24 protein-coding genes and 1 pseudogene are annotated in these 23,512 nt (G+C 69.4%); 5 read left to right on the forward strand and 20 right to left on the reverse strand.

What is annotated here, in order from left to right:
* Positions 1-246 precede the first annotated feature (246 nt).
* On the forward strand, positions 247-915 hold the full coding sequence (locus B8W69_RS09105) for a response regulator transcription factor (RefSeq protein ID WP_085289494.1): 669 nt from the start codon (positions 247-249) through the stop codon (positions 913-915).
* Here B8W69_RS09105 and B8W69_RS09110 read toward each other — a convergent pair.
* Positions 897-2,354: a sensor histidine kinase gene (locus B8W69_RS09110; protein ID WP_085289495.1), complete on the reverse strand. Its 1,458-nt coding sequence runs from the start codon at positions 2,352-2,354 to the stop codon at positions 897-899. The two genes, B8W69_RS09105 and B8W69_RS09110, sit on opposite strands and share 19 nt — an antisense overlap.
* A gap of 78 nt (positions 2,355-2,432) precedes the next feature.
* On the opposite strand from B8W69_RS09110, the gene B8W69_RS09115 reads away from it, so the two are divergent.
* Complete coding sequence (locus B8W69_RS09115) at positions 2,433-2,693, forward strand: hypothetical protein (RefSeq protein WP_245843181.1); 261 nt, start codon at positions 2,433-2,435, stop codon at positions 2,691-2,693.
* Positions 2,694-2,697: 4 nt separating this feature from the next.
* On the opposite strand, the gene B8W69_RS09120 is transcribed toward B8W69_RS09115, so the two are convergent.
* The 6 genes from B8W69_RS09120 to B8W69_RS09145 all read right to left on the reverse strand — a co-directional run bounded on the left by B8W69_RS09120 (position 2,698) and on the right by B8W69_RS09145 (position 8,699).
* Complete coding sequence (locus tag B8W69_RS09120) at positions 2,698-5,562, reverse strand: aminotransferase class I/II-fold pyridoxal phosphate-dependent enzyme (RefSeq protein WP_085289496.1); 2,865 nt, start codon at positions 5,560-5,562, stop codon at positions 2,698-2,700.
* 86 nt (positions 5,563-5,648) lie between these two features.
* Positions 5,649-6,059, reverse strand: coding sequence for an antitermination protein NusB (locus B8W69_RS09125; protein ID WP_085289497.1), 411 nt, complete (start codon positions 6,057-6,059; stop codon positions 5,649-5,651).
* Entirely contained in the window at positions 6,056-6,565 is a 510-nt protein-coding gene (gene nusB, locus B8W69_RS09130; protein WP_085289498.1) for a transcription antitermination factor NusB, read from the reverse strand. The genes B8W69_RS09125 and nusB overlap by 4 nt, the downstream gene beginning before the upstream one ends.
* Positions 6,562-7,125, reverse strand: a complete 564-nt coding sequence (efp, locus tag B8W69_RS09135; RefSeq protein WP_085289499.1) for an elongation factor P — start codon at positions 7,123-7,125, stop codon at positions 6,562-6,564. Before efp ends, nusB begins: the two co-directional genes overlap by 4 nt.
* 125 nt (positions 7,126-7,250) lie before the next feature.
* A complete protein-coding gene (locus B8W69_RS09140; RefSeq protein ID WP_085289500.1) occupies positions 7,251-7,475 on the reverse strand; it encodes a hypothetical protein in 225 nt (74 codons plus the stop codon).
* Positions 7,476-7,589: 114 nt separating this feature from the next.
* On the reverse strand, positions 7,590-8,699 hold the full coding sequence (locus B8W69_RS09145) for a M24 family metallopeptidase (protein ID WP_085289501.1): 1,110 nt from the start codon (positions 8,697-8,699) through the stop codon (positions 7,590-7,592).
* 33 nt (positions 8,700-8,732) lie between these two features.
* On the opposite strand from B8W69_RS09145, the gene B8W69_RS09150 reads away from it, so the two are divergent.
* Entirely contained in the window at positions 8,733-9,461 is a 729-nt protein-coding gene (locus tag B8W69_RS09150; protein ID WP_085289502.1) for a B-4DMT family transporter, read from the forward strand.
* Here B8W69_RS09150 and aroQ read toward each other — a convergent pair.
* The 5 genes and pseudogenes from aroQ to B8W69_RS32205 all read right to left on the reverse strand — a co-directional run.
* Positions 9,458-9,904 carry a type II 3-dehydroquinate dehydratase gene (gene aroQ, locus B8W69_RS09155; protein WP_085289503.1) on the reverse strand — a complete coding sequence of 149 codons (447 nt, stop codon included), beginning with the start codon at positions 9,902-9,904 and terminating at the stop codon, positions 9,458-9,460. The genes B8W69_RS09150 and aroQ overlap by 4 nt on opposite strands.
* A gap of 46 nt (positions 9,905-9,950) precedes the next feature.
* Complete coding sequence (gene aroB / locus B8W69_RS09160) at positions 9,951-11,048, reverse strand: 3-dehydroquinate synthase (protein WP_085289504.1); 1,098 nt, start codon at positions 11,046-11,048, stop codon at positions 9,951-9,953.
* Positions 11,045-11,569, reverse strand: coding sequence for a shikimate kinase (locus B8W69_RS09165; protein WP_085289505.1), 525 nt, complete (start codon positions 11,567-11,569; stop codon positions 11,045-11,047). Before B8W69_RS09165 ends, aroB begins: the two co-directional genes overlap by 4 nt.
* Complete coding sequence (aroC, locus tag B8W69_RS09170; protein ID WP_085289534.1) at positions 11,569-12,774, reverse strand: chorismate synthase; 1,206 nt, start codon at positions 12,772-12,774, stop codon at positions 11,569-11,571. The genes B8W69_RS09165 and aroC overlap by 1 nt, the downstream gene beginning before the upstream one ends.
* 169 nt (positions 12,775-12,943) lie before the next feature.
* Positions 12,944-13,159 (reverse strand): annotated as a pseudogene (locus tag B8W69_RS32205) (acyl-CoA dehydrogenase family protein); the annotation flags it as partial.
* 217 nt (positions 13,160-13,376) lie between these two features.
* Here B8W69_RS32205 and B8W69_RS09180 point away from each other — a divergent pair.
* Positions 13,377-14,450, forward strand: a complete 1,074-nt coding sequence (locus B8W69_RS09180) for an LLM class flavin-dependent oxidoreductase (protein ID WP_085289507.1) — start codon at positions 13,377-13,379, stop codon at positions 14,448-14,450.
* 5 nt (positions 14,451-14,455) lie between these two features.
* Here B8W69_RS09180 and B8W69_RS09185 read toward each other — a convergent pair whose 3' ends face one another.
* The 6 genes from B8W69_RS09185 to B8W69_RS09210 all read right to left on the reverse strand — a co-directional run bounded on the left by B8W69_RS09185 (position 14,456) and on the right by B8W69_RS09210 (position 20,702).
* Positions 14,456-14,893 (reverse strand): prepilin peptidase, encoded by a 438-nt coding sequence (locus B8W69_RS09185; RefSeq protein WP_085289508.1) that lies wholly within the window; start codon positions 14,891-14,893, stop codon positions 14,456-14,458.
* 10 nt (positions 14,894-14,903) lie between these two features.
* Complete coding sequence (locus B8W69_RS09190; RefSeq protein ID WP_085289509.1) at positions 14,904-15,734, reverse strand: shikimate dehydrogenase; 831 nt, start codon at positions 15,732-15,734, stop codon at positions 14,904-14,906.
* Positions 15,709-16,956 (reverse strand): endolytic transglycosylase MltG, encoded by a 1,248-nt coding sequence (gene mltG / locus B8W69_RS09195; protein ID WP_085289510.1) that lies wholly within the window; start codon positions 16,954-16,956, stop codon positions 15,709-15,711. The genes B8W69_RS09190 and mltG overlap by 26 nt, the downstream gene beginning before the upstream one ends.
* Positions 16,949-17,467 (reverse strand): Holliday junction resolvase RuvX, encoded by a 519-nt coding sequence (gene ruvX / locus B8W69_RS09200; RefSeq protein ID WP_085289511.1) that lies wholly within the window; start codon positions 17,465-17,467, stop codon positions 16,949-16,951. The genes mltG and ruvX overlap by 8 nt, the downstream gene beginning before the upstream one ends.
* On the reverse strand, positions 17,468-20,170 hold the full coding sequence (gene alaS / locus B8W69_RS09205) for an alanine--tRNA ligase (protein ID WP_085289512.1): 2,703 nt from the start codon (positions 20,168-20,170) through the stop codon (positions 17,468-17,470).
* A 130-nt stretch (positions 20,171-20,300) separates the two neighbouring features.
* Positions 20,301-20,702 carry a secondary thiamine-phosphate synthase enzyme YjbQ gene (locus tag B8W69_RS09210; protein WP_064885621.1) on the reverse strand — a complete coding sequence of 134 codons (402 nt, stop codon included), beginning with the start codon at positions 20,700-20,702 and terminating at the stop codon, positions 20,301-20,303.
* A gap of 180 nt (positions 20,703-20,882) precedes the next feature.
* On the opposite strand from B8W69_RS09210, the gene B8W69_RS09215 reads away from it, so the two are divergent.
* A complete protein-coding gene (locus B8W69_RS09215; protein ID WP_085289513.1) occupies positions 20,883-21,506 on the forward strand; it encodes a hypothetical protein in 624 nt (207 codons plus the stop codon).
* A 24-nt stretch (positions 21,507-21,530) separates the two neighbouring features.
* Here B8W69_RS09215 and B8W69_RS09220 read toward each other — a convergent pair whose 3' ends face one another.
* Together B8W69_RS09220 and B8W69_RS09225 are read right to left on the reverse strand one after the other, a co-directional pair.
* Entirely contained in the window at positions 21,531-21,866 is a 336-nt protein-coding gene (locus B8W69_RS09220; RefSeq protein WP_085289514.1) for a hypothetical protein, read from the reverse strand.
* A complete protein-coding gene (locus B8W69_RS09225) occupies positions 21,863-23,221 on the reverse strand; it encodes a replication-associated recombination protein A (protein ID WP_085289535.1) in 1,359 nt (452 codons plus the stop codon). Before B8W69_RS09225 ends, B8W69_RS09220 begins: the two co-directional genes overlap by 4 nt.
* Between the last annotated feature and the right edge of the window lie 291 nt (positions 23,222-23,512).

Genomic DNA, 23,512 nt, shown 5'->3' on the forward strand with positions numbered 1-23,512 from the left:
CACGACGCGATTCTCAACGATTTCACAGCGATTCGACCGTACGGTTCGTCAGTCGGTAATGACGGCGGCACAAATCCCGGTGAGACGATCGTCGGTCACCCGGTGCGCATCACGCTGGAAAACCCGGGCGTCGTGTGGGTGGCGACCAACCGTTTCTGCCGCATGGGCGGCCCGTTCGCCGAGGTGCTGATCGAGGCCCGCTGGCCCGACTGAGGGTCCATCCGGTGCTCGACGTAGCGTTGAAACATGAGAGTCCTGCTCGTCGAGGATGAACCGCGGTTGTCCGCCACCGTGGCCAGGGGGCTCAAGGCAGAGGGCTTCGTCGTCGTGGCCGTCGGCAACGGTGTCGAGGGCCTGCGGAAGGCCACCGAAAACAGTTTCGACGTAATCATTCTCGACATCATGCTGCCCGGTCTCAGCGGCTACGAGGTGCTGCGCCGGATGCGGTCGCACAACGTGTGGACACCGGTGCTCATGCTCACCGCCAAGGACGGTGAGTACGACGAGACCGACGCCTTCGATCTGGGTGCGGACGACTATCTGACCAAACCGTTCTCGTTTCCGGTGTTGGTGGCGCGGCTGCGGGCGCTGATTCGTCGCGGCGCGCCGGCGCGGCCGGTGGTGCTGAAAGCCGGGACGCTGGCGCTGGATCCCGCAAGGCACACGGTCAAACGGGGCTCGACCCCGATCGCCCTGACTCCCCGCGAATACGGGGTGCTCGAGTTCCTGATGCGCAACAAGGACGTGGTGGTGACCAAGGCCGAGATACTGCGAAACGTGTGGGATGCGCATCATCACGGCCCCGACAACGTGGTCGAGGTCTACGTGGGATATCTGCGTCGCAAGATCGATGTCCCCTTCGGCACCAACACCATCGAGACGATTCGGGGCGTCGGTTACCGATTGCTCTGCTGAGACACGGGCAACGTCACGATCATCTTGGTTCCGCCGGAGGGCGGGTCGTCGATGGTAACCGTGCCCTCATGTGCCGCAACGATCTCGGCGACGATCGCCAGGCCGAGGCCCGTCCCTCCCCCGCTGCGGGCCCGGTCGGAATCCAGGCGCACGAAACGTTCGAATACCCGGCTGCGGTCGGCGGGGGCGATTCCCGGGCCGTCGTCGCTGACGGTCAGGATCGCCACCCGGTCCCGGCCGCCGACTTCGATGGCCACGCACGAAACCGCATGATGGACAGCGTTTTCGACGAGGTTACGGATCATCCGCGACATAGCCACCGGGTCGGCTTCCAGGCGCACCGGACGGAGATCGGTGTGGACCACGCATTGCTTGTCACGCCGCGCGCGGTCGGCCTCGGCCCGCGCGAGGTCGTCGAGCGCCACCTGCTCCTTGCGCCGGAGCAGCGTCTGCTCGTCGGCGCGGGCCAGCAGCAGCAGATCTTCGATCAGGGTGTGCATGCGCTGCGCCTCGGGCAGCAGGGTGTTCACCGCCAGGTCGGCGTCGAGCAGATCGGGATGAGCCTCGGCCACTTCCAGCCCGGAGATGATCGTGGCGAGCGGGCTTCGCAATTCGTGGGACGCGTCGCCGACAAAGCGTTGCTGCGCACGGTGACCCGCTTCCAGACGCGACAGCATCTCGTTCATGGTGACGGCCAGGGCCGCGATCTCGTCGCGGCTGTCCGGCACCGGCACCCGCTCGGCCAGGTCGGACGTCGAGATGTCGGCCACCCTGGTCCGGATGGCGTCCACCGACTGCAGCGAGCGGCGCACCAGCCAGTAGGTCGCCCCCGCCACCACCCCGACGATGACCGGCGCGCTGCAGGCCAGCAGGATCGCCAGCGTCCGCGCGGTCGCCTCGACCGCCTCGCTGCCTCCCCCTACCAGCACCGTGTACACACCGGATCGGGTCGCGACTTTTCGGCCACTCACCCGCATGTCGTCTCCGGCCACCGCGTCGTCGGGCAGGCCGCGGCGCAGGTTGAAGTCGAACTCGCTCGCGGAAACCAGCGGCGTATTCGGAGCCGAGCCGGATCGTTTGACCACGTTGCCATCCGGACCGAGCAGTTGGGTCGCGACGACCCGCTGGTCGGTGGTCAGCAAACGATTGTCGAGGTCGTCGGGCGAATTAGACTGCAGCGCCTTGGTGATGTCGCGGACCCGCTCGACTGCGGCGTAATCGACGCCCGACAACAGCTTGTGGTACAGGATCGCGTCCAAACCCGCGCCGGCCACGCTGAGCGCAATCAGCACGACGATCGCCGACACGGCCGCCGAGCGAGCCGAGATGCCCAGGTGGGCGAGGCGCCACGGAGCCGCCCGCCCGCTTCGCCGAAACGGCCAGACACCGGATACTCGCACGTCGTTAATTCTGCAGCCCCGCGGCCCGGCTGAAAACATCGAGCTCAGCGCGTTCTCAGCGGTCTCTCAGCGGTCGCGTCCTAGGCTGGCGCCGTCATGTTCAGTACTGCACGCCCTGTGCGCCGTAACGATCGTGCGATCGCCCGAATACTGGTCAGCGCGGCGGTCGTGTTCGGCTCCGGTGTCCTGGCTGCGCCGGCCGGAGCCGACCCGAGTCCGTTCAACACACTCAGTTCGAGCTGCAACCAGACGGCTCCTGCGGGCCGCGACGCACTCCTGCAGGGGATCCGGCGGGGTATCGCCGATTGGTCGCCGAGCGCACCGCACACCTCGGCCCGCACCACCTGCGGCGCGAATCCGACTCCGACGACCGGCTGATCGCTCAGCTGCTGTCGGCGACCGACGGCACGGCCGGGGCGTCGTTGGCACCGTTGTTGCGCGCGCCGTTCGTCGCCGACGCGTTCGCCGGCAACTCGAACGCCGCGGTCACCGAGCCCACCGCCGCCATCGCGGCGTTGCGTTGCGCCTCCATGCGCGCCAGCGCCGTCTCGGTGAAGACCGACAACCCGAGATCGGGGTTGTACCCGTGGATTTCCTTGACGTCGAGCTGGGCCAGGAAGTAGACGATCTCCTTGGAGACCACCTGGCCCGGGACCAGCACCGGAAAGCCCGGCGGGTAGGGCACCACGAAGGTGGTCGACACCAGGGTCTTGCCCTCGGCCAGTCGTCGCCCGGCCATGCCGATCAGCACGTGTTCGCGGTCGGTCTCCTCGTAGCCGGCGTAGAACGCCGATCGCATGTCGCCGAAGTTGCACTCGTCGACGGGCCGGAACGCGACGTCGAATTCGCTGAAGTCGGGCAGATGCGGCAGATCCTCGGTGATCTCCTCGACATGACGCTTCTGCAGCGCCCGGTCGGCGACGCTGGCCGCTTTCTCGATGCGGTCGAAATCGATTGCCACCCTTCGCAACACGTCGAGCAGGTAATGCACGCTGGACCAGGTGACGCCGATCGTGAAGATCAGCAGCACGCTGTTGATCGACGTCTTGTTGATCTGGATGCCGAATCGCTCCATCAGGATCTTCTCGCGGAAGTCGTAGCCGTTCATCCCGGTCGCGCCAACGAACAAGGTCACCCGCGTCGCGTCCAGCACGAACTGGTCGGAGCGCCAGGCCTCGTTCCACTCGGCCAGCGCGCCCTGCCTGACCTGGCGGTAGGAACTCACCGAGGACTCCCGGAACTCCTCGGGCACCAGGTCGGATTCGTCGAGGATGCGGAACCACTTGCTGATCAGCCGGTCCTTTCGCACCCGATGCCGGAAGACCAGCGCCATGTCGTAGACCTGCCGGACCAGTTGGAAGCCCTCGATGTCGACCTGTCGGCGGGCCAGGTCCAAGGACGCCAGCAGCTGCTGGTTCGGCGACGTCGAGGTGTGCGTCAGGAACGCCTCGCCGAAGGAATCCCGGGTGAGCGCGTTGAAATCCTGGTCGCGCACGTGGATCATCGACGCCTGCCGCAGCGCAGACAGCGACTTGTGCGTGGAGTGCGTGGCGTAGACGCGCACCCGGGCGGTGGCCGGGTCGGGCATCAGCTCGCGCTCGATCCACTCGGACCGGTCGACCCCGTCCATGGACGCGGCCCATTTCCGGTATTCCGCAACGTATTCCGGCGCTGCCAGCATCTGCTCCAGGCGCTCGGCGGACACCATGGCGGTCCGCTGCCGGGCCCACGGCACGGCCGTGGCGAACGCGTACCACGCCTCGTCCCACAGGAAGCAGATGTCCGGCTTGATCGCCAGCACCTCCTGCATGACCTGCAAAGGGTTGTAGACGACGCCGTCGAAGGTGCAGTTGGTCAGCAGCAGCATGCGCACCCGGTGCAACTGTCCCGCCGCCTCCAGGTCCAGCAGCGTCTGCTTGATGGTGCGCAGCGACACCGCGCCATAGATCGCGAACTGCGGCAGCGGATACGCGTCCAGGTACAGCGGGTAGGCACCTGCCAGCACCAGCCCGTAGTGGTGCGACTTGTGGCAGTTGCGGTCGATCAGCACGATGTCACCGGGCCGGGTCAGCGACTGCACCACGATCTTGTTGGCCGTCGACGTCCCGTTGGTGACGAAGTAGGTGTGGTCGGCGTTCCACGTCTTGGCGGCTTTGTCCATCGCCTTTTTGATGTTGCCGTGCGGGTCCAGCAGCGAGTCGAGGCCACCGGAGGTGGTGGAGGTTTCGGCCATGAAGATGTTGCGGCCGTAGAACTCCCCCATGTCCTGCAGCGACCTGGAGTTGAAGATGCTGGCGCCCCGCGCGACCGGCAGGGCGTGGAATTGGCCGACCGGCGCGGCCGCATACGCGCGCAGCGCATCGAAAAACGGTGTGGCGTAACGGTTTCGCAGTCCGGCGAGCACCGTGCTGTGCAGGTCGGTGACGTCGTTGAGCCGGTAGAACGTGCGGTCGTAGACGTCGGGCTCGGTGTCATCGCCGGCCGCGATCGACTCGTCGGTCAGCAGATACAGGTCGATGTGGGGCCGCAGCTCCCTGATCCACTCGCCGCACTCCACCCAGTCGTTGGCCCGATCGGGAATGACCCCGTCGGCATCCTCGTTGGGCCCCAGCAGCGTGTTCATCAGCGGCAGCCGGTCGCGGGACCGCAGCGGCAGGTCGTCGCGGATGATCGCGGCCTGAATCTCCCCGTTCAGCGCAACCGCCGCGATGGCGTCTTCGACGCTGGGCACCACCAGGATCTCGAACTGCACATCGTCGGACGCGCAGCGCAGCGCGCGCAGGCACTCGGCCAGGCTGTCCGGCGCCGTGCTCGGGGCGTCGTCGGCGAGCAGCACGGTGTAGAAGTGCTGCTGCTTGGCCTGCGCGACGAGCTCCTGGTCATCCAGCGGCGCGGAGGTGTCGAAAAGCCCTGCGCGGTCGCCGTATTCACTCAGCAGCCGCACGGCCAGGGAGACCTCCTCGGTGAGCCGCACCGTGGACAGGCTCTCCAGGTGGGCCCGGAAGATCGCCAGGTTCGCCGCACCGGGGTACAGCCAGTACCGCTCGTAGGCGGCGATGCGATCCATGAGGCGCTTCACCCGCGCCACGTCGTGGGTCTTGTCCAGCCCGGCGAGGTCCACCTCGGCGAGGTGACGGCAGGCGTCGTCGAGCAGGTTCCAGGTGTCGACCCGGGCGTAGGACGGGTTGGCCACCGCCGCCAGTGCGGACACTCGTAGTCGTCGCGGCTGGGTGCTGTATCGAATCATGACCTCACCTGTTCTTCTCGGATCGCCGCCGCTGACGTGCCGCTCGTATTGTGAACCCGCTGCGCCACGCCCGTGGTCATTTCACCTCAGCTTGCTCGGTGATCCGCCTCGTCGTCACTGTCCACGACGTCGCCTCGAGGGCGCCGATTGCCCCGCGCGCTGTCCGCCCACCGCAGCATGGGCAGCTCGAGGCGACGGACCGGCAACTCGGTGACATCGCTGAGCGAGCGCACCACGCCCTGCGTCAGCCCCATGATCGCGGCCATCACCGGCAGCAGCGGCTGCAGCGGCTTGGCCGCCGAACGCACCGTGCTGATGCGGCGGGCGACGACCACCCGTTCGACGCAGTGATACAACCAGGCGCCCACGCCCAGCGCGTAGATCGACAGCACCGAGGCCACGATGGTCAGGCCGTAGGCGGCGCAGATCACCGCACCCAGCACCACCGTCGCGGCCAGGATGGCCGCCACGAGCAGGCGCAGCTCCAACCGGGTCATGGTTGCGGTCCGTGGTCCTCCGGTGTGCCGGCGGTGTCGGAAGCCACCGCACCCCGAACCGCCTGGGCGGCGGCCCTGATCTGCGGTGTCACCAGCATGACGTGGCCGAGCACCCCGTTGACGAAGCCCGGCGAGTCGTCGGTGGACAGCTCCTTGGCCAGCTGGACGGCCTCGTCGACGGCGACCGGTTCCGGCACGTCGTCGGCGTGAAGCAGCTCCCAGACCGCGACCCGCAGGATGGCGCGGTCCACGGCGGGCAGCCGGTCCAGCGTCCAGCCCTGCAGATGCGAGCTGATCAGGTCATCGATGTGCGCGGCATGTTCGCCGACGCCCCGGGCGGCCGCGGCCGTATACGGTTGCAGGGGCGCGACTTCGGGGTTCGTTTCGGCGAGCCTGGTGCGGACGTCGACGACCTCCGCCGGGCTCAGCCCACGGGCCTCGGCTTCGAACAACAAGTCGACGGCACGCTTGCGGGCCTGATGGCGTCCCCGCACGGGTCTGCTCACGCGTTGACGCGCCCCAGGTAGCTGCCGTCGCGCGTGTCGACCTTCAGCTTGTCTCCGGTGTTGATGAATAACGGCACCTGGATCTCGGCGCCGGTCTCCACGGTGGCGGGCTTGGTGCCGGCGCTGGACCGGTCGCCCTGCAGGCCCGGCTCCGTGTGGGTGACCTCCATCTCGACCGAGACGGGCAACTCGAGGTACAGCGGGGCGCCGTTGTGGAACGCCACCTGCACCGGCAGGCCCTCCAGCAGGAACCGGGCGGAATCGCCGACCAGCGCCTCGGGCAGCGGGTGCTGCTCGTAGTCCTCGCTGTCCATGAACACGAAGTCCGAGCCGTCGCGGTACAGGTACGTGGAATCGCGCCGGTCGACAGTGGCGGTCTCCACCTTCACGCCGGCGTTGTACGTCTTGTCGACGACCTTGCCGGAGAGCACGTTCTTGAGCTTCGTCCGCACGAAGGCCGGGCCCTTGCCCGGTTTGACGTGCTGGAACTCGACGATCTGCCACAGCTGGCCGTCGATCACCAGCACCAGTCCGTTCTTGAAATCGGCAGTGCTTGCCACGGTTCGGTATATCTCCTCGAGGATGGACAGTCGCTACGGAACTGTCTGTAACTTGTCGGCCAGTTTAGAGCGCTCCGCGACCGTGCCCCGCGCGCCGGGGTCTGGCCGTGACGCGCGAAACGCCGTTAGTGGTGGACGTGTTCGGAGCCGACCGCGGCGTGCTCGTCCGGCGACGGCACCGGCTCGATCATCGTCAGCAGCGGGACGTGCAGCGTGACCCCGCTGGCGAACGGCATGTGGTTCGCGAAGTAGACGATCTGCATCGCCAGCCGCATCTCCCGAAGGGGCTCAGCGTACATGTCCCACCGCGAATCCCGGAGGCGCGCCAGACCCCGTGCCACCCCGTTCACGCACCCGACTGTACTCGGGGGCGCAACCCCAGCGAAGCCGTGAGTCGGCCGTAGCTAGTGCCGATCGCAAGCGCGGCGCATGCGATCGGGCGCAGCGGGTCGGCACCATCGGGACTAGGCCAAAACGGCGAGCTCCTTGGGGAACTTGGTCAGCAATTCCGGTGGCTTGCCAAGGGTTTCGTCAGGCACCACCAGCGTGTCCTCGATGCGCACCCCGCCGCGGCCGGGCAGGTAGACGCCGGGTTCCACGGTCACCACGGATTCGGCCAGCAACGTGCCGGTGGATGTGGCGCCGATGCCCGGCGCTTCGTGGATCTCCAGGCCCACGCCGTGGCCCAGGCTGTGGCTGAACTGCTCGCCATAGCCCGCTTCGGCGATCACCCGGCGGGCCGCCGCGTCCACCTCGCGCAGGTCGGCACCCGCGTGCAGCGCCTCGCGGCCGGCCCGCTGGGAGTCGGCGACCAACTGGTAGATCTCCAGCTGCCAGTCGGCGGCCTTTCCGAGCACGAAGGTGCGGGTCATGTCGGAGTGGTAGCCGCCGACCAGCGCACCGAAGTCGATCTTGACGAAATCGCCGCTGGCCAACACCGCGTCGGTGGGGCGGTGATGCGGGATCGCCGAATTCGGGCCCGCGGCCACGATGGTGTCGAACGAGATCGCGTCGGCGCCGTGGTCGAGCATCAGGGCCTCCAGCTCGCGGCTGACCTCGCGTTCGGTCCGGCCGGGCCGCAGGCCACCGCGCGCCACCAGATCGGTCAGCGCCGCGTCGGCCGCCTCGCACGCCAGCCGCAGCAGCGCGACCTCGCCGGCGTCCTTCACCTCGCGCAACGCCTCGACGGTTCCGGCGGCCTTGACCAGCTCGGTGGCCGCCTTGCGCTCGTCAAGCTCGCGGGTCAGCGCGTCGAATCCGTCGACGGTCACCACGTTGCTCTCGAAGCCCAGCTTCTGCGCGCCGGCCTCGGCGGCGTGCGCGGCCAGGTGCCGTCCCAGCGCCCGCTCGATGGCGACGTCGAGGTCCGGCGCCTGCTCGGCGGCCTGGGTCCGGTACCGCCCATCGGTGGCCAGCACGGGGCCGCGATCGTCGGCGAACACCAGCAACGCGCCGTTGGATCCGGTAAAACCGGAGAGGTAACGGACGTTCACCAAGTCCGTGACCAGCAGCGCATCCAATCCGCTGGCCTCAAGTCGCGCTCTGAGCCTGTCCCGACGCTGTGAATGTGTCACAGGTCTTGACGGTACTCGCTACGCTTTTGGGCCATGAGTAACTGGATGTTGCGCGGATTGGTCTACGCCGCGGCGATGGTCGTCGTCCGATTGTTCCAAGGTGCACTGATCAACGCGTGGCAGACGCAGGCCGGGCTGATCAGTGCGGCGCTGCTGATTCTGTTCATCATCGGCGTGGCCGTATGGGGGGTTCTCGACGGCCGGGCCGACGCCCGCGCCAACCGGGACCCCGATCGCCGCGGCGACCTGGCGATGACCTGGCTGCTGGCCGGCCTGGTGGCCGGTGTGCTCAGTGGTGCCGTTACCTGGCTGCTCGCGCTCTTCTACAAGGGCCTGTACACCGGCGGGTTGCTCAACGAGCTGACGACGTTTGCGGCCTTCACCGCGCTGTGCGTCTTCCTGCCCGGAATCATCGGCGTGACCATTGGGCGCTGGCGGGTGGACCGGCAGTTCGAGAAGACTCCGGAGAAACACCACGGCCTTGACGAAAAACGAGAGCGGGACGGTGACACCGACGTGTTCTCCGCGGTGCGCGCCGACGACGCGCCCACCGGCGAGATTCCCACGCAGTCGTCCGGAGCCCACACCGAGGCGCGGACCGCGTCGGTCGCCACGGCCGAGCGCGAGGCGGCCACCGACAAGGTAGCCACCACCGAATCACCTACCGAAACGATTCAGCACACCGAGGACGACCCGAAGACCGAGGTGATCCGCACCGGCGACGAGCACACCAAGCCGGGCACCGAACACGACAAGGGCTAGCTGTTGGCGCCGGGCTCCCCGGCCAGATAGCGCAGGGCGAGCAGATAGCCCTGCACCCCCAGCCCGACGATCACTCCGGTCGCGACCGGGCTGAGGTAGGAGTGTCGCCGGAACTCTTCGCGCGCATGGACATTGGAGATGTGCACCTCGATCAGGGGCGCACTCAACTCCGCGCACGCGTCGCGCAGCGCCACCGACGTGTGGGTGAGTCCGCCGGCGTTGAGGATCACCGACTCGCCCGCGTCGGCGGCCGCATGGATCCAGTCCAGCAGTTCGGCTTCGCTATCGCTTTGCCGCACAACGGCTTTGAGGCCGAGCGTGTCGGCTTCCCGCTCGATGAGCGCCGCCAGTTGATCATGCGTCGTGTCGCCGTACACGTCCGGCTCGCGCCGACCCAGCCGGCCCAGGTTCGGGCCGTTGATGACGTTCACGACGGTGGTCATCGGCGCCGCTCCTCATCGCTTCGCTCTGCATCGTCGCCGGCGCAGGTCATGATGTTTCCGCCTCCGCGAGTCCGGCATAGGCCGCCGCCAACAGCGACGGGTCGGGGCCGGCCATCCGGCCCGGCTTGCCCAGGCCGTCGAGGACCACGAACCGCAGCACCCCGGCCCGCGACTTCTTATCTCCCGCCATGTATTCCAGCAACTGCGGCAGCGCGTCGGCGTCGTAGCTGACCGGCAGGCCGAGCGCGGACAGGATGGTGCGGTGCCGCTGCGCGGTGGCGTCGTCGAGGCGGCCCGCCAGCCGGGCCAGCTCGGCGGCGAAGACCAGTCCCACCGACACCGCCGCCCCGTGCCGCCACCGGTAGTGCTCGCGACGCTCGATGGCGTGCCCCAATGTGTGCCCGTAGTTGAGGATTTCGCGCAGCTCCGACTCTTTCTCGTCGGCGGCCACCACCTCCGCCTTGACGGCGATCGCGCGGCTAATCAGCTCCGCCAGCACGTCACCCGACGGGTCGACCGCGGCCCGCGGGTCGGCCTCGATGAGGTCGAGGATCACCGGATCCGCGATGAATCCCGCCTTGACGATTTCGGCCATCCCGGCCACAAGTTCGTTGTGCGGCAACGTCTGCAGCGTGTCGAGGTCCACCAGAACGGCGTGCGGCTGATGGAACGACCCGACCAGGTTCTTGCCCGCGTCGGTGTTGATCCCGGTCTTGCCGCCGACGGCCGCGTCGACCATGCCGAGCAACGTGGTGGGCACGTGCACGATGTCGACGCCGCGCAGCCAGGTGGCGGCCGCGAATCCGGCGACGTCGGTGGCCGCGCCACCGCCAAGGCTGATTAATGCGTCTTTGCGTCCAATCCCGATGCGGCCCAACACTTCCCACAAGAAGCCCACCACCGGGAGGTCCTTGCCTTCCTCTGCGTCCGGGATTTCGATGCGGTGCGCGTCGACGCCCTTGTCCGCCAAGCGGCTTCGGATCACCTCGGCGGTCTCGGTCAGCACGGGCTGATGGACGATGGCCACCTTGTGCCGGCCGCCGAGGAGTTCGTCCAGCTCGCCCAGCAGGCGGGTGCCGACGATCACCGGGTACGGCGGGTCGACGGCCACCTCGATGGTGACCGGATCACCGGAGCGCGTCATGTGGCCGCCCCGGCGGGAGCCTGCAACCGCGAGACGATGTAGCGGACCACCGCGCCGGGGTTGCGCCGGTTGGTGTCGACGCGGATGGTGGCCGCCCGTCGGTACAGCGGGCTGCGCTCGGCCAGCAGCGCGCGGTACTTGTCGGCGCGATCGGGGCCGGCCAGCAGCGGGCGCACCACGTTGCCGCCGGTGCGGCGCACGCCTTCGGTGGCGCTGATCTCCAGGTAGATGACGGTGTGACCGGCGAGCGCCTCGCGCACCCCCGGGCTGGTGACGGCGCCGCCCCCCAGCGACACCACACCGTCGTGGCCGGCCAGCGCGGCGCGCACCACGTCTTCCTCGATGCGGCGGAATTCCGGCTCCCCGTCGGCGGCGAAGATGTCGGCGATGCGGCGCCCGGTCTGCTGTTCGATGGCCACATCGGTGTCCAGGAAATCGACGCCGAGCGCTTTGGACAACCGCCGGCCGATGGTGGACTTGCCCGACCCCGGCAGGCCCACCAGGACCGCCTTGGGCGCCATTACGCGGTACCCCGGGCGGCCGGCGACTCCCGCTCGGCGACCGCCTGCCGGTAGGACTCGACATTGCGGCGAGTTTCGGCCAGCGAATCGCCGCCGAACTTCTGCAGCGCGGCCCGCGCCAGCACCAGGGCCACCATGGCCTCGACCACCACGCCGGCGGCGGGCACCGCGCACACGTCCGAGCGCTGGTGGATCGCGACGGCCTCGTCGCCGGTCGCCATGTCGACCGTGGCCAGCGCGCGCGGCACCGTGGAGATGGGCTTCATCGCGGCACGCACCCGCAGCGCCTGGCCGTTGGTCATGCCGCCCTCCAGGCCGCCCGCGCGGTTCGTCGAGCGGACCACGCCGTCGGGACCGGGGTACATCTCGTCGTGGGCGCGGCTGCCGCGGCGGCGTGCCGTCTCGAAGCCGTCGCCGATCTCGACGCCCTTGATCGCCTGGATGCCCATGACGGCGCCCGCGAGCTGGCTGTCCAGCCGGTTGTCGCCGCTGGTGAACGAGCCCAGCCCGACGGGCAGGCCCAGGACCACCACCTCGACCACACCGCCGAGCGTGTCGCCGTCCTTCTTGGCGGCCTCGATCTCGGTGATCATCGCCTGCTCGGCGGCCTTGTCGAAGGCGCGCACCGGGCTGGCGTCGATGGCGGGCAGGTCGCCCGGGCCGGGCGGCGGGCCATCGTACGGCGCCGACGGGCCGATCGAGACGACGTGCGAGAGCACCTCCACGCCGAGCGCCTGACGCAGGAACGAGCGGGCGATGGTGGCGGCCGCGACGCGGGCCGCGGTCTCGCGGGCGCTGGCCCGCTCCAGCACCGGTCGGGCGTCGTCGAAACCGTACTTGAGCATGCCCGCGTAGTCGGCGTGGCCGGGCCGCGGCCGGGTCAGCGGCGCGTTGCGCGCGCTGTCCGCCAGCTCGCCAGGGTCGACCGGATCGGCGGCCATCACGGTCTCCCACTTCGGCCATTCGGTATTGCCGATCTCGACGGCGATGGGGCCGCCCAGGGTGACACCGTGACGCACCCCGGACAGCACGCTCACCGCGTCCCGCTCGAACGCCATCCGGGCGCCGCGGCCGTAACCCAGGCGGCGACGGGCCAATTGTTCCGCAATGTCGAGGGAGGTGACCTCCACACCCGCGACCATGCCTTCGAGCACGGCCACCAGCGCGCGGCCATGCGACTCCCCAGCAGTGATCCAACGCAACACGGGTCCCATCTTCCCATGTCGACTTCCGAAAAGCCGATTCGCGCAGCCCGCGGCGGTAGTAGGTCCGGGCGCGGCGCCGGTCAGAAGAAACTGCTCGCGGGCGGCTCCGCGCGGTTGACGGCGACATCGCCGAGCACCGCGCCTTGTACACGGTCGGGTTGTGCGAGAACAGCGTCCGCGGGTTGCGCCAGTGCCGGTCCAACAGCGCCGACGCCTGCACGGCCGACGCGCCGCCGACGTCGAAGACGCGCGACGCGGCCCGCAGCGCCGGCTCCTGGATCGCGACCTTGACCCGCGCGGCCGCGATCGACGACCGGGTTTCCGGCCCGGGATCAATCCCGGTGCCGCGCGGCGCCTGCAGCGCTGGGGCGAGCTCGGCCGCCAACGATCATGGAGTCAAAGCCTTTCTGGGCGAATCGATGTCGTGCGCACGACGGCCAGCCGGAAAGGCTGTCAGAAGCGGACGCCGGCGGCAACGGTTTGCTGCGTCCTGAATTTTTCGCCGTGGGTGGACATTCATCCGTGCTGATTCTTGCGGTGACCACGAGATATGCCGCGAAGCCGGGCCACGCCACCGCGGTCATGTGCCACCATGTTGCCTGGTGGGTCAATTTCTCTGGTACATACCGAATACCGTCGAGCCCGGCCATCGAGGCGACGACACCGTCGACGGCTGGGGAAGCTTGGACTATTCGGTCGACCTGGCGCTGCGCGCCGAGCAACACGGCTGGGAAGGCGCGCTGATCGGCACCGGCTGGGGGCGGCCGGACACTTTCACCGTTGCGACCGCCATCGCCGCGCGCACCACCAACTTCGCCCCGCTGGTGGCGGTCCGCCCCGGTTATTGGCATCCGGCGCATTTCGCCAGTGCGGCGGCAACCCTGGATCGACTCAACGACGGCCGGCTGCTGATCAACGTCGTCAGCGGTGCCGATGATCTGGCCGCATACGGCGACGCCGAGGTCGACATGGGCCGCCGCTACGACCGCACCCGCGAATTCATCCGGCTGGTTCGCCGCTTGTGGAGCGAGGACGACGTCACCTTCCGCGGCGAGTTTTTCGGTGTCGAACACTCGACGTTGCAGCCGCGCCCCCTCGGTGCGGCCGACGGCCGGTACCCGAAGCTCTATTTCGGCGGAGCATCCGCGGCCGCCGAGCAGGTCGCCGCGACCGACGCCGACGTCCAACTGTTCTGGGGCGAGTCACTGGACGGAATCGCCGAGCGCATCGACAGGCTGAAGTCGTTGTCCGACAAGCTCGGTCGTGAACACGCGCCGCTGGAATTCGGCCTGCGGGTGACGACGCTGGTGCGCGACACGTCCGAGCAGGCCTGGCGCGACGCCGAGGCGAAGGTCGCCAAGCTGGCCGGCACGCCGACCATGCTGCTGTTGCACGACCCGGCCGGGTCCGAGGGTCAGCGGCGGCTCAACGACCTTGCCGGGCGCGGCGAGGTGGTCGATTTCTGCCTGTATACAACGCCGAGCAAGTACGGCGGGGAGGGCGCCGGCACGACCTGGCTGGTCGGCTCGGCCGTCGAGGTCGCCGACGCGCTGCGTAAATACGCCGACCTCGGGGTCAGCCATTTCGTGCTGTCGGACACCCCGTACAAGTCGGAGACGGTCAGGCTCGGCGACCAGTTGCTGCCACTGCTGCGCCCCACCGCCGTGCCGAACTGAGGCCGTCAGAGCAGCGTCAGCCCCACGCCCGCCGCGCTGGCCAGACACATCGACGGCCCGTGCGGCACCGGGGCCGTGCCGTCGGCACCGCCGCGAAGCCGGGCGACCGCCCCGAGCGCCGCGGTCAGCAGCGGCGCACCGAGCGCCGCGAGAAACCACACGCCGACGCCGAAGCACCCGGTCAGGGCGCCGAGACCGAGGGCCAGCTTGACGTCACCGGCGCCCATCCCGCCTGGCGCCGCGCAGTGCACCGCCAGGTAGATCGCGGTCAGGGCCAAGGCTCCGGCCAGCGCCGCGGGCCCGCGTCCGGCCAGCGTCGCGACCGCCAGGACCGCCGCGGCCCCGGTCAGCGTCAGCGCGTTGGGCAGGCGGCGTTCGCGAATGTCGTAGCAACTCAACGCCGCCAACCAGGCCAGCACCAGGCACGCGACCGCAATCCGCATGCGCGGCAGGCTATTCCGGCGCGGCCACCGCGCAAGTCATGGCCTCGCGGGGTGCGGGCCGCCCGGTGAACTGTTCCACCTGCGCGAAAGCCTGGTGCAGCAGCATCTGCAGGCCGCTGACCACCCGCCCGCCGGCGGCGCTCACCGCGGCGGCCAGCGGCGTGGGCCATGGGTCGTAGACGGCGTCCAGCAGCACACCGATGCTTGCGAAGGTGCCGGCGTAGCGTTCGGCCACGTCCGCCGGGATGGTGCTGACCAGCACCTCGGCGCCCGCCACCTCATCGGCCAGCCCGTCGCCGTCCAGGTCGCAGAACCGGGTCGGCACGCCCAGCTCGTTGCCCAGGTCCACCAGCCGGGCCGCCTTGTCGGGATTGCGGGCCACCACGGTGATGCCGGCGACACCCAGCTGGGCCAGGCCGGCGACGGCGGCCGGCGCGGTGCCGCCCGATCCACAGACGAGCGCCCATCCCGAGGCGCAGCCGAGCGCGCCGGCGACCCCGTCGATGTCGGTGTTGTCGGCCCGCCAGCCCGCGGGCGTGCGCACCAGGGTGTTGGCCGATCCCACCCGCTGCGCCCGGTCGGTGCGCTCGTCGGCGAATCGCAGGGCGGCGAACTTGCCGGGCATGGTCACCGACACCCCGACCCACTCGGGGCCGAGGCCGCCGACCACGCCGGGCAGCTGGTCTGCGTCGCATTCGATGCGCTCGTACGTCCAGTCGGCCAGGCCAAGCGCGCGATAGGCGGCCAGGTGCAATTGCGGGGACTTGGAGTGGGCGATTGGCTTGCCGAGCACGGCAGCCTTGCGGGGGCCCGCGCTAGCGGGGCGTGCTGTCGAGGACACCGTTGCGCTTAGCCAGCTCGATGTTGGCGAGATGTTGTTGATAGTCGCGGGTGAACAGCGTCGTGCCCTGGGCGTCGATGGTGACGAAGTACAGCCAGTCACCGGGCTGCGGGTGCTCGGCGGCCTGCAGCGCGTCGGTGCCGGGCGAACAGATCGCGGTGGCCGGCAGGCCCTGCGACACGTAGGTGTTCCACGGCGTCTTCTGGGCGCGGTCGGCGTCGCTGGTGGCCACCTCGCGGCGGTCCAGCGGATAGTTGACCGTCGAGTCGAACTCGAGCGTGTGGTGGGCGTGCAGGCGGTTGTAGATGACCTGCGCGACCTTGGCGAAGTCCTGGGAGTTGGATTCCTGCTGCACCAGCGACGCCACCACCAGGATGTCGTAGGGCGACAGGCCCATGGCCTGGGCGGTGTCGACCAGCCCGGACTTCACGTACTCCTCGCCGCCGGCGCCGATCAGGGTGGCCAGGATGCTCTCCGGCGACGCGGACGGATCGACGTTGAACGTGCCCGGCGCGATCAGGCCCTCGATCCGGCGGTGGTCCTTGCCGAGCTCGCCGACGGGTTCGGTGGCCCACGGCGGCACCGCCAACGCCAAGGCGGAACTGTTGGTCGCGGCCGCGCGCAGGTCCTGCGCCCGGACGCAGCGCGTGTCACCGTCGAGATCCACGCAGGTGGCGCGCGAGATCAGCGTCAGGATCCCCGGAGTCACCACGTTGGTCTTCATGTCGGTGGTGTCGTCGAGCTGGCGGCCCTCCGGGATGACCAGCCGGCCCACCCGGCTCTTCGGGTCGGTCAGCCGCGCGACCGCGTTGGCCGCCGGGATCTCGGTGCGCATCCGGTAGAAGCCGGGCTGGATCGAGTTGATGGCGCTGTTGCCGTGCGCGGCGTTGACGAACGCCCGGACCGTCTTGATGACCTGCTCTTTTTGCAGCGTCTCGCCGATGTTGGTGGTCGAGTCACCGGCCTGCACCTGAATCACCAGGTCCCGCTTGCCGCCGCCGCTGTAGTCGTTATCGGGCCCGAACAGCGTGTGCCACAGCTTGCCGCCGACGAAGACCCCCGCCAGCACCACCACGACGAGCAGCGCGAGCACGATCTTGCCGACGAACCGCCGCCGACGGCCCCGCTTGGCCTGTTTGCGGGAGACGCGGCTCGGCCGCCGCCCCGACGGCGCACCCACGGCCTCCGGCTCGGCCCGTTCCCGCCGTGCGCTGTCAACCATCGCTGTGCTCCCCCGCCACCGCCGCGCGGCGCTGATCCAGCCAACTCTGCAGGATCGCCACCGCCGCCGCCTGGTCGATCACCGCGCGCTGCTCCCTGGCCCGCACCCCGGCCGCGCGCAGCGAACGCTGCGCCGCCACCGTGGTCAGCCGCTCGTCGGCCAGCCGCACCGGAGTGGGAGGAACTCGGCGGGCCAGCACTTCCGCCAGCGCGTCGGCCACCTCGATCGCGTCGATCGCCGACGGGCCGGTGCGGTCGGCCAGCGTGCGCGGCAGGCCGACGACCACCTCGACGGCCTCGAGTTCGGCGGCCAGCGCAGCCAGCCGCCGCAGGTGTTTGCCGTTGCGGTCGCGGCGGACGGTCTCGACCGGGGTGGCCAGGATGGCGTCGGGGTCGCTGCAGGCCACCCCGATGCGGACGCTGCCCACGTCGATGCCGAGCCGCCGTCCCCGTCCAGGGTCCTGGTGGGGATCGCCGGGCCGGTCAGGCAAGCGGTGCTGTGCGGAGACCACTCAATCGACCCGCGTTATCACGGCGATCTCGGAACGTACCGCGCCGAGCGCTGCGTCGATGCCCGCCGGATCCTTGCCGGAACCCTGCGCCAGGTCGGCCTTGCCGCCCCCGCGGCCGTCGACGCTAGCGGCGAGCTGCTTGACCAGCTCGTTGGCGCGAAGCCCGAGATCCTGGGCGGCCGGGTTGGCGGCGACCGCATACGGCACCGACCCGCCCTCTCCCTCGGCGATCAGCGCGACCACCGCGGGATCGCTGCCCAGCTTGCCGCGAATGTCGCCGACCAGGGAGCGCAGATCGGCCGCCGTCATCCCGCCCGACATCCGCTGTGCCACCACCCGGACGTTACCGATACGCTCCGCGCCCGCCGCTGCGTTGGTCGCGGCGGCCCGCGCACCGGCCAGCCGGGCGCGTTCGAGTTCCTTCTCCGCCGCCTTGAGCCGCTCCACCAGGTTGGCCACCCGGGCGGGCACCTCGTCGGACGGCACCTTCAGCGACGACGCCAGCCCCGCCATCAGCGCGCGTTCCTTGGCCAGGTGCCGGAACGACTCGAGCCCGACGTAGGCCTCCACCCGGCGCACCCCGGAACCGACCGAGGATTCGCCCAGAATGGTCACCGGCCCGATCTGCGCCGAGTTGTGCACGTGCGTCCCGCCGCAGAGCTCCAGCGAGAACGGGCCGCCGATCTCCACCACCCGGACCTCGTCGGGGTAGGCCTCGCCGAACATGGCCATCGCGCCCATCGCCTTGGCCCTCTCCAACTGCTCGGTGAACGTGTGCACCTCGAAGTCGGCCTGCACGGCCTGGTTGGTCACCTCTTCGACCTGGGTGCGCTGTTCTTCGGACAGCGGCCCCTGCCAGTTGAAGTCGAACCGCAGGTAGCCCGGCCGGTTCAGCGACCCGGCCTGAACGGCATTGGGTCCCAACACCTGTCGCAGCGCCGCGTGCACCATATGAGTGCCCGAGTGCCCCTGGGTGGCGCCGCGGCGCCACTGCGGGTCGACGGCCGCGACGACGGTGTCGCCCTCCACGAATTCACCGGACTCGACGTTAACCCGGTGCACCCACAGGGTTTTGGCGATCTTCTGCACGTCGGTGACGGCGGCGCGGGCGCTCTGTCCGGCGCCCGTTCCGCTGATGGTCCCCTCGTCGGCGATCTGGCCGCCGGCCTCGGCGTACAACGGCGTGCGGTCCAGCACCAGCTCGACCCGGTCGGCCCCCTCGGCCCCGTGGGTGACCACCGGAACCCGCTTACCGTCCACGAAGATCCCCAGAATCTTTGCCTCGGAAGTCAATTCGTCGAAGCCGGTGAACTGGGTGGGTCCGGCGTCGACCAGCTCCCGGTAGGCGGTCAGGTCGGCGTGCGCGTGCTTGCGCGCGGCGGCGTCGGCCTTGGCCCGGCGACGCTGCTCGGCCATCAGTTCCCGGAAGCCGATTTCGTCCACGTGCAGGCCGGCCTCGGACGCCATTTCCAGCGTGAGCTCGATCGGGAACCCGTAGGTGTCGTGCAGCGTGAAGGCATCCGAACCCGAGATCGCTTTCGCGCCAGAGGCTTTGGTGGTGCCCGCCACCTCGTCGAACAGCTTCGAGCCCGCCGCCAGCGTGCGATTGAACGCGGTCTCCTCGGCGACCGCGATCCGCCGGATCCGATCGAAGTCGGCGACCAGCTCCGGATACGACGGGCCCATCGCGTCGCGCACGGTGGCCATCAGGTCACCGACGATGGGCCCCTCGATGTCAAGCAGCCTGGCCGAGCGGATCACCCGACGCAGCAGCCGGCGCAGCACATAGCCGCGGCCGTCGTTGCCGGGCGTGACGCCGTCGCCGATCAGGATGGCCGCGGTGCGGCTGTGGTCGGCGATCACCCGGTAGCGCACGTCGTCGTCGTGGTTGCCGACGTCATACCCGCGCGGCGCCCGCGCGGCGGCGGTGTCGATGACGGGCCGCAGCAGGTCGGTCTCGTAGACGTTGTGCACGCCCTGCAGGATGAAGGCGACCCGCTCCACACCCATGCCGGTGTCAATGTTTTTGCGGGGCAACGGCCCCAGGATCTCGAAGTCGGCCTTACCGGTGCCCTCGCCGCGCTCGTTCTGCATGAACACGAGATTCCAGATCTCGATGTAGCGGTCCTCGTTGGCGATCGGGCCGCCCTCGACGCCGAACTCCGGCCCGCGGTCGTAGTAGATCTCCGAGGACGGGCCGCACGGGCCCGGGATGCCCATCGACCAGTAGTTGTCCTCCATGCCGCGGCGCTGGATGCGATCCTCGGGTAGCCCGGCGATCTCCTGCCACAGCTGAACGGCCTCGTCGTCGTCGAAAAAGACCGTCGTCCAGATGCGTTCGGGATCCAGGCCGTAACCGCCCTGCTCGACACCGTTGGTCAGCAGCGTCCAGGCCAGCTCGATGGCGCGACGCTTGAAATAGTCGCCGAACGAGAAGTTGCCGGCCATCTGAAAGAACGTGTTGTGCCGGGTGGTGATACCGACCTCGTCGATATCGGGGGTGCGGATGCACTTCTGGATACTGGTGGCGGTCGAGTATTCGGGGGTGCGCGCGCCCAGGAAGTAGGGCACGAACTGGACCATGCCCGCGTTGACGAACAGCAGGTTGGGGTCGTCGAGGATCACCGATGCGCTCGGCACCTCGGTGTGGCCCGCCTTCACGAAATGATCAAGAAACCGCTTCCTGATCTCGTGTGTCTGCACTTTCGAGTCCGCTTCTTTCCGTTACTTCGACGTCTCATTCCCAGCCTATTCGCCGGGGCATGGCAAGCCCGTCTCACGACGCATTTCGACCGCTCACAGTACCTGCCCCGGCGCGCCGGGCACCGAGCCGCTAACCCTCCAGAAAGCTCAGCCGGACCGAGCGTTGCGGGTTGTCCCGGTTCAGGTCGACCAGGACGATGCTCTGCCACGTCCCCAGCATCGGCTCACCGGCCGACACCGGAACCGTCACCGACGGCGCGACGAGCGCCGGCATCACGTGGTCGGCGCCGTGGCCCGCGGAGCCGTGCGAATGCCGGTAGCGATCGTCGCGCGGCAACAGCCGTTCCAGCGTGTCGACCAGGTCGTCGTCGGAACCGGCGCCCGTCTCGATGATGGCCACCCCCGCGGTGGCGTGCGGGACGAACACGTTGCACAATCCGTCCCCGCGCGACCAGCAGAACCCGCGCACCGCCTCGGTGAGATCGACGATGCGGCGGCGGGAGGTGTCCACGTCCAGCACATCGGTATGCACCCGGCCAAGCCTACGGCGCCGGCCTCGCGACCAGCCAATGCATTGTGAGCGCTGCCACAACATCCGGGGGCCTCAGGAGCCTTTCGGCAAAGCATTGCGGCGAGTAACCGGCAGGAGGAAGGTAGCGGGTGGGACCGGTGGCGCCACCGGGGCGCCGCCCCGACATAGGAGGGGTCGACCGTGTACGCACGCTCCACCACCATCCAGGCGCAACCCCTGTCGGTCGACATCGGCATTGCGCATGTTCGCGATGTCGTCATGCCCGCGCTCACCGAGATCGACGGGTGTGTCGGACTATCGCTGCTGGTTGACCGGCAATCGGGCACCTGCATCGCCACCAGCTCGTGGGAAACCATGGAGGCGATGCGCCGCAGCGCCGAGCAGGTCGCACCCATCCGCGACCGTGCCGCGCTGATGTTCGACGGCAGCGCACGGGTCGAGGAATGGGACATCCCGTTGCTGCACCGCGACCACCCGTCCCGCCCCGGCGCGTGCGTGCGCGCCACCTGGCTCAAGGTGGTGCCGGATCAGCTGAGCCGATCGCTGGACTTCTACCGGATGGCGGTGCTGCCCGAGATGGCGGACCTCGACGGGTTCTGCAGCGCCAGCCTGATGGTCGACCACCCCGCCTGCCGCCGGGCCGTCACCTGCTCCACGTTCGACTCGATGGAGGCGATGGCCCGCAACCGCGACCGCGCCAGCGAACTGCGCAGCAGGCGCGTGCGAGAGCTGGGCGCCGAGGTGATCGACGTGGCCGAGTTCGAGCTGGCTATCGCCCACCTGCGGGTGCCCGAGCTGGTCTAGCTACCCCAATCGGTCCAGGACCGCTCAGGGCAGCGCGTCCCCGGGGAATCCGCGGCACGGGTGCACCCGGTAGGTGAAGACGCCCGCCGCCACACCCGGGTCGTCGGCCATGATCGCCGTGGTGTCCTCGACTGTCGCTGCGAACACTCCGATGCCGCACACGTCGGATTCGTCGACGATCGGCAGCACCACCGGGAGCACTCCGTCGTCGCGCAGCCCGAAATTGCGGCGGCCGTGCTCCCAGACGATGCCCGGCGTGTCCTCGTCGCCGTACTTCGGTCCCTTCTCCAGGATCACCACGCTGTAGGGCTGGGCGGTGGGCAGCAGGGCGCCCATCTCCTCGTCGGTGAAGAACCTCATGCCCGTCCCCTCTTACGGATGATCGCGCGCAGCCGGTCCAGCCGGCCGGCCATCTCGCGTTCACCGCCGCGGCCGGTGGGCCGATAGTAGTCGACCCCTGCCAGCTCGTCCGGCGGATATTGTTGTGCCACAACCCCATCCGGGTGGTCGTGGGAATACTTGTAGCCCTGCGCGTTGCCCAGCCCCGCCGCACCCGAATAGTGACCGTCGCGCAGATGGGGCGGAACCAGACCGGCTTTGCCGGCCCTGATGTCGGCCATCGCCGCGGCCAGTGCCGTGGTGACCGCGTTCGACTTCGGCGCGGTGGCCAGATAAATCGTGCAGTGCGCCAGGGTGAGCTGCGCCTCGGGCATGCCGATCAGCGCCACCGTCTGCGCGGCCGCCACCGCGACCTGCAGCGCGTTCGGGTCGGCCATGCCGATGTCCTCGCTGGCCAGGATCATCAGCCGGCGCGCGACGAACCGCGGATCCTCGCCGGCGACGAGCATGCGGGCCAGGTAGTGCAGCGCGGCGTCGACGTCCGAACCGCGCACCGACTTGATGAAGGCGCTGATGACGTCGTAGTGCTGGTCGCCGTCGCGGTCGTAGCGCACCGCGGCCTCGTCCAGAGACTGCTCGACGGCGGCGACGGTCAGCTCGCCGCCGGGCTCGACCGCCTCGGCGGCGACCTCCAGCGCCGTCAGCGCGCGCCGGGCGTCGCCCGCGGCCAGCCGCACCAGCAGGTCGACGGCCTCGGGCGCGACCGCGACCTGGCCGCCCAGTCCGCGTGGGTCGTCGATCGCGCGCTGCACCACTGTGCGGATGTCGTCGGCGCTCAGCGGCCGCAACTGCAGGATCAGCGAGCGCGACAGCAGCGGCGCCACCACCGAGAAGCTGGGGTTCTCCGTGGTCGCCGCCACCAGCAGCACCACCCGGTTCTCCACAGCGGACAACAGCGCGTCCTGTTGGGTCTTGGAGAAGCGGTGCACCTCGTCGATGAACAGCACCGTCTGCTCACCGGACAGCAGCGCCCGGCGCGCGGTGTCGATCACCGCCCGAACGTCTTTGACACCGGCCGACAGGGCCGACAGCGCCTCGAACCGGCGGCCGGTGGCCTGCGAGATCAGCGCGGCCAGCGTCGTCTTGCCGCTGCCGGGCGGCCCGTACAGGATGGCCGACGCCACGCCCGAGCCCTCGACCAGCCGGCGCAGGGGAGATCCGGGCGCCAGCAGATGGTCCTGCCCGACCACCTCGTCCAGCGACGCCGGACGCATCCGGACCGCCATGGGTGCACCGCCCGACACGCCCAGCCCGTGATCGGTCGGCTGCGGCGCACCGGGGAGGTCAAACAGACCGTCGGACACGGTTTCAGGCATACCACGGCGGGCGGACACCCGCGCCGCCCCAGGCGTGCGGGCCGTCAATCCGCGCGCTCCGGCCGCATCTTTGCTAAGTTCCCGTTTGCCAAGTTCCGCGCGCCTTCCTCCTAGGAAACTTCAGACACGAGGAAATCCGACAGCAAGGACGGACATGAGCCAACCTCCCGAGTATCCGGGCAGCCCGGCAGACCCCCAGGGCAGCAACCCTCCTGGCTACCCGCCGCCGAACTACGGCGCACCGCCGCCGCCGGGTTATGGCACACCTCCCCCGCCGCCGGGCTACGGCGG

The sequence above is a fragment of the Mycolicibacterium vulneris genome, from assembly GCF_002104765.1.
GTDB classification, from domain to species: domain Bacteria; phylum Actinomycetota; class Actinomycetes; order Mycobacteriales; family Mycobacteriaceae; genus Mycobacterium; species Mycobacterium vulneris.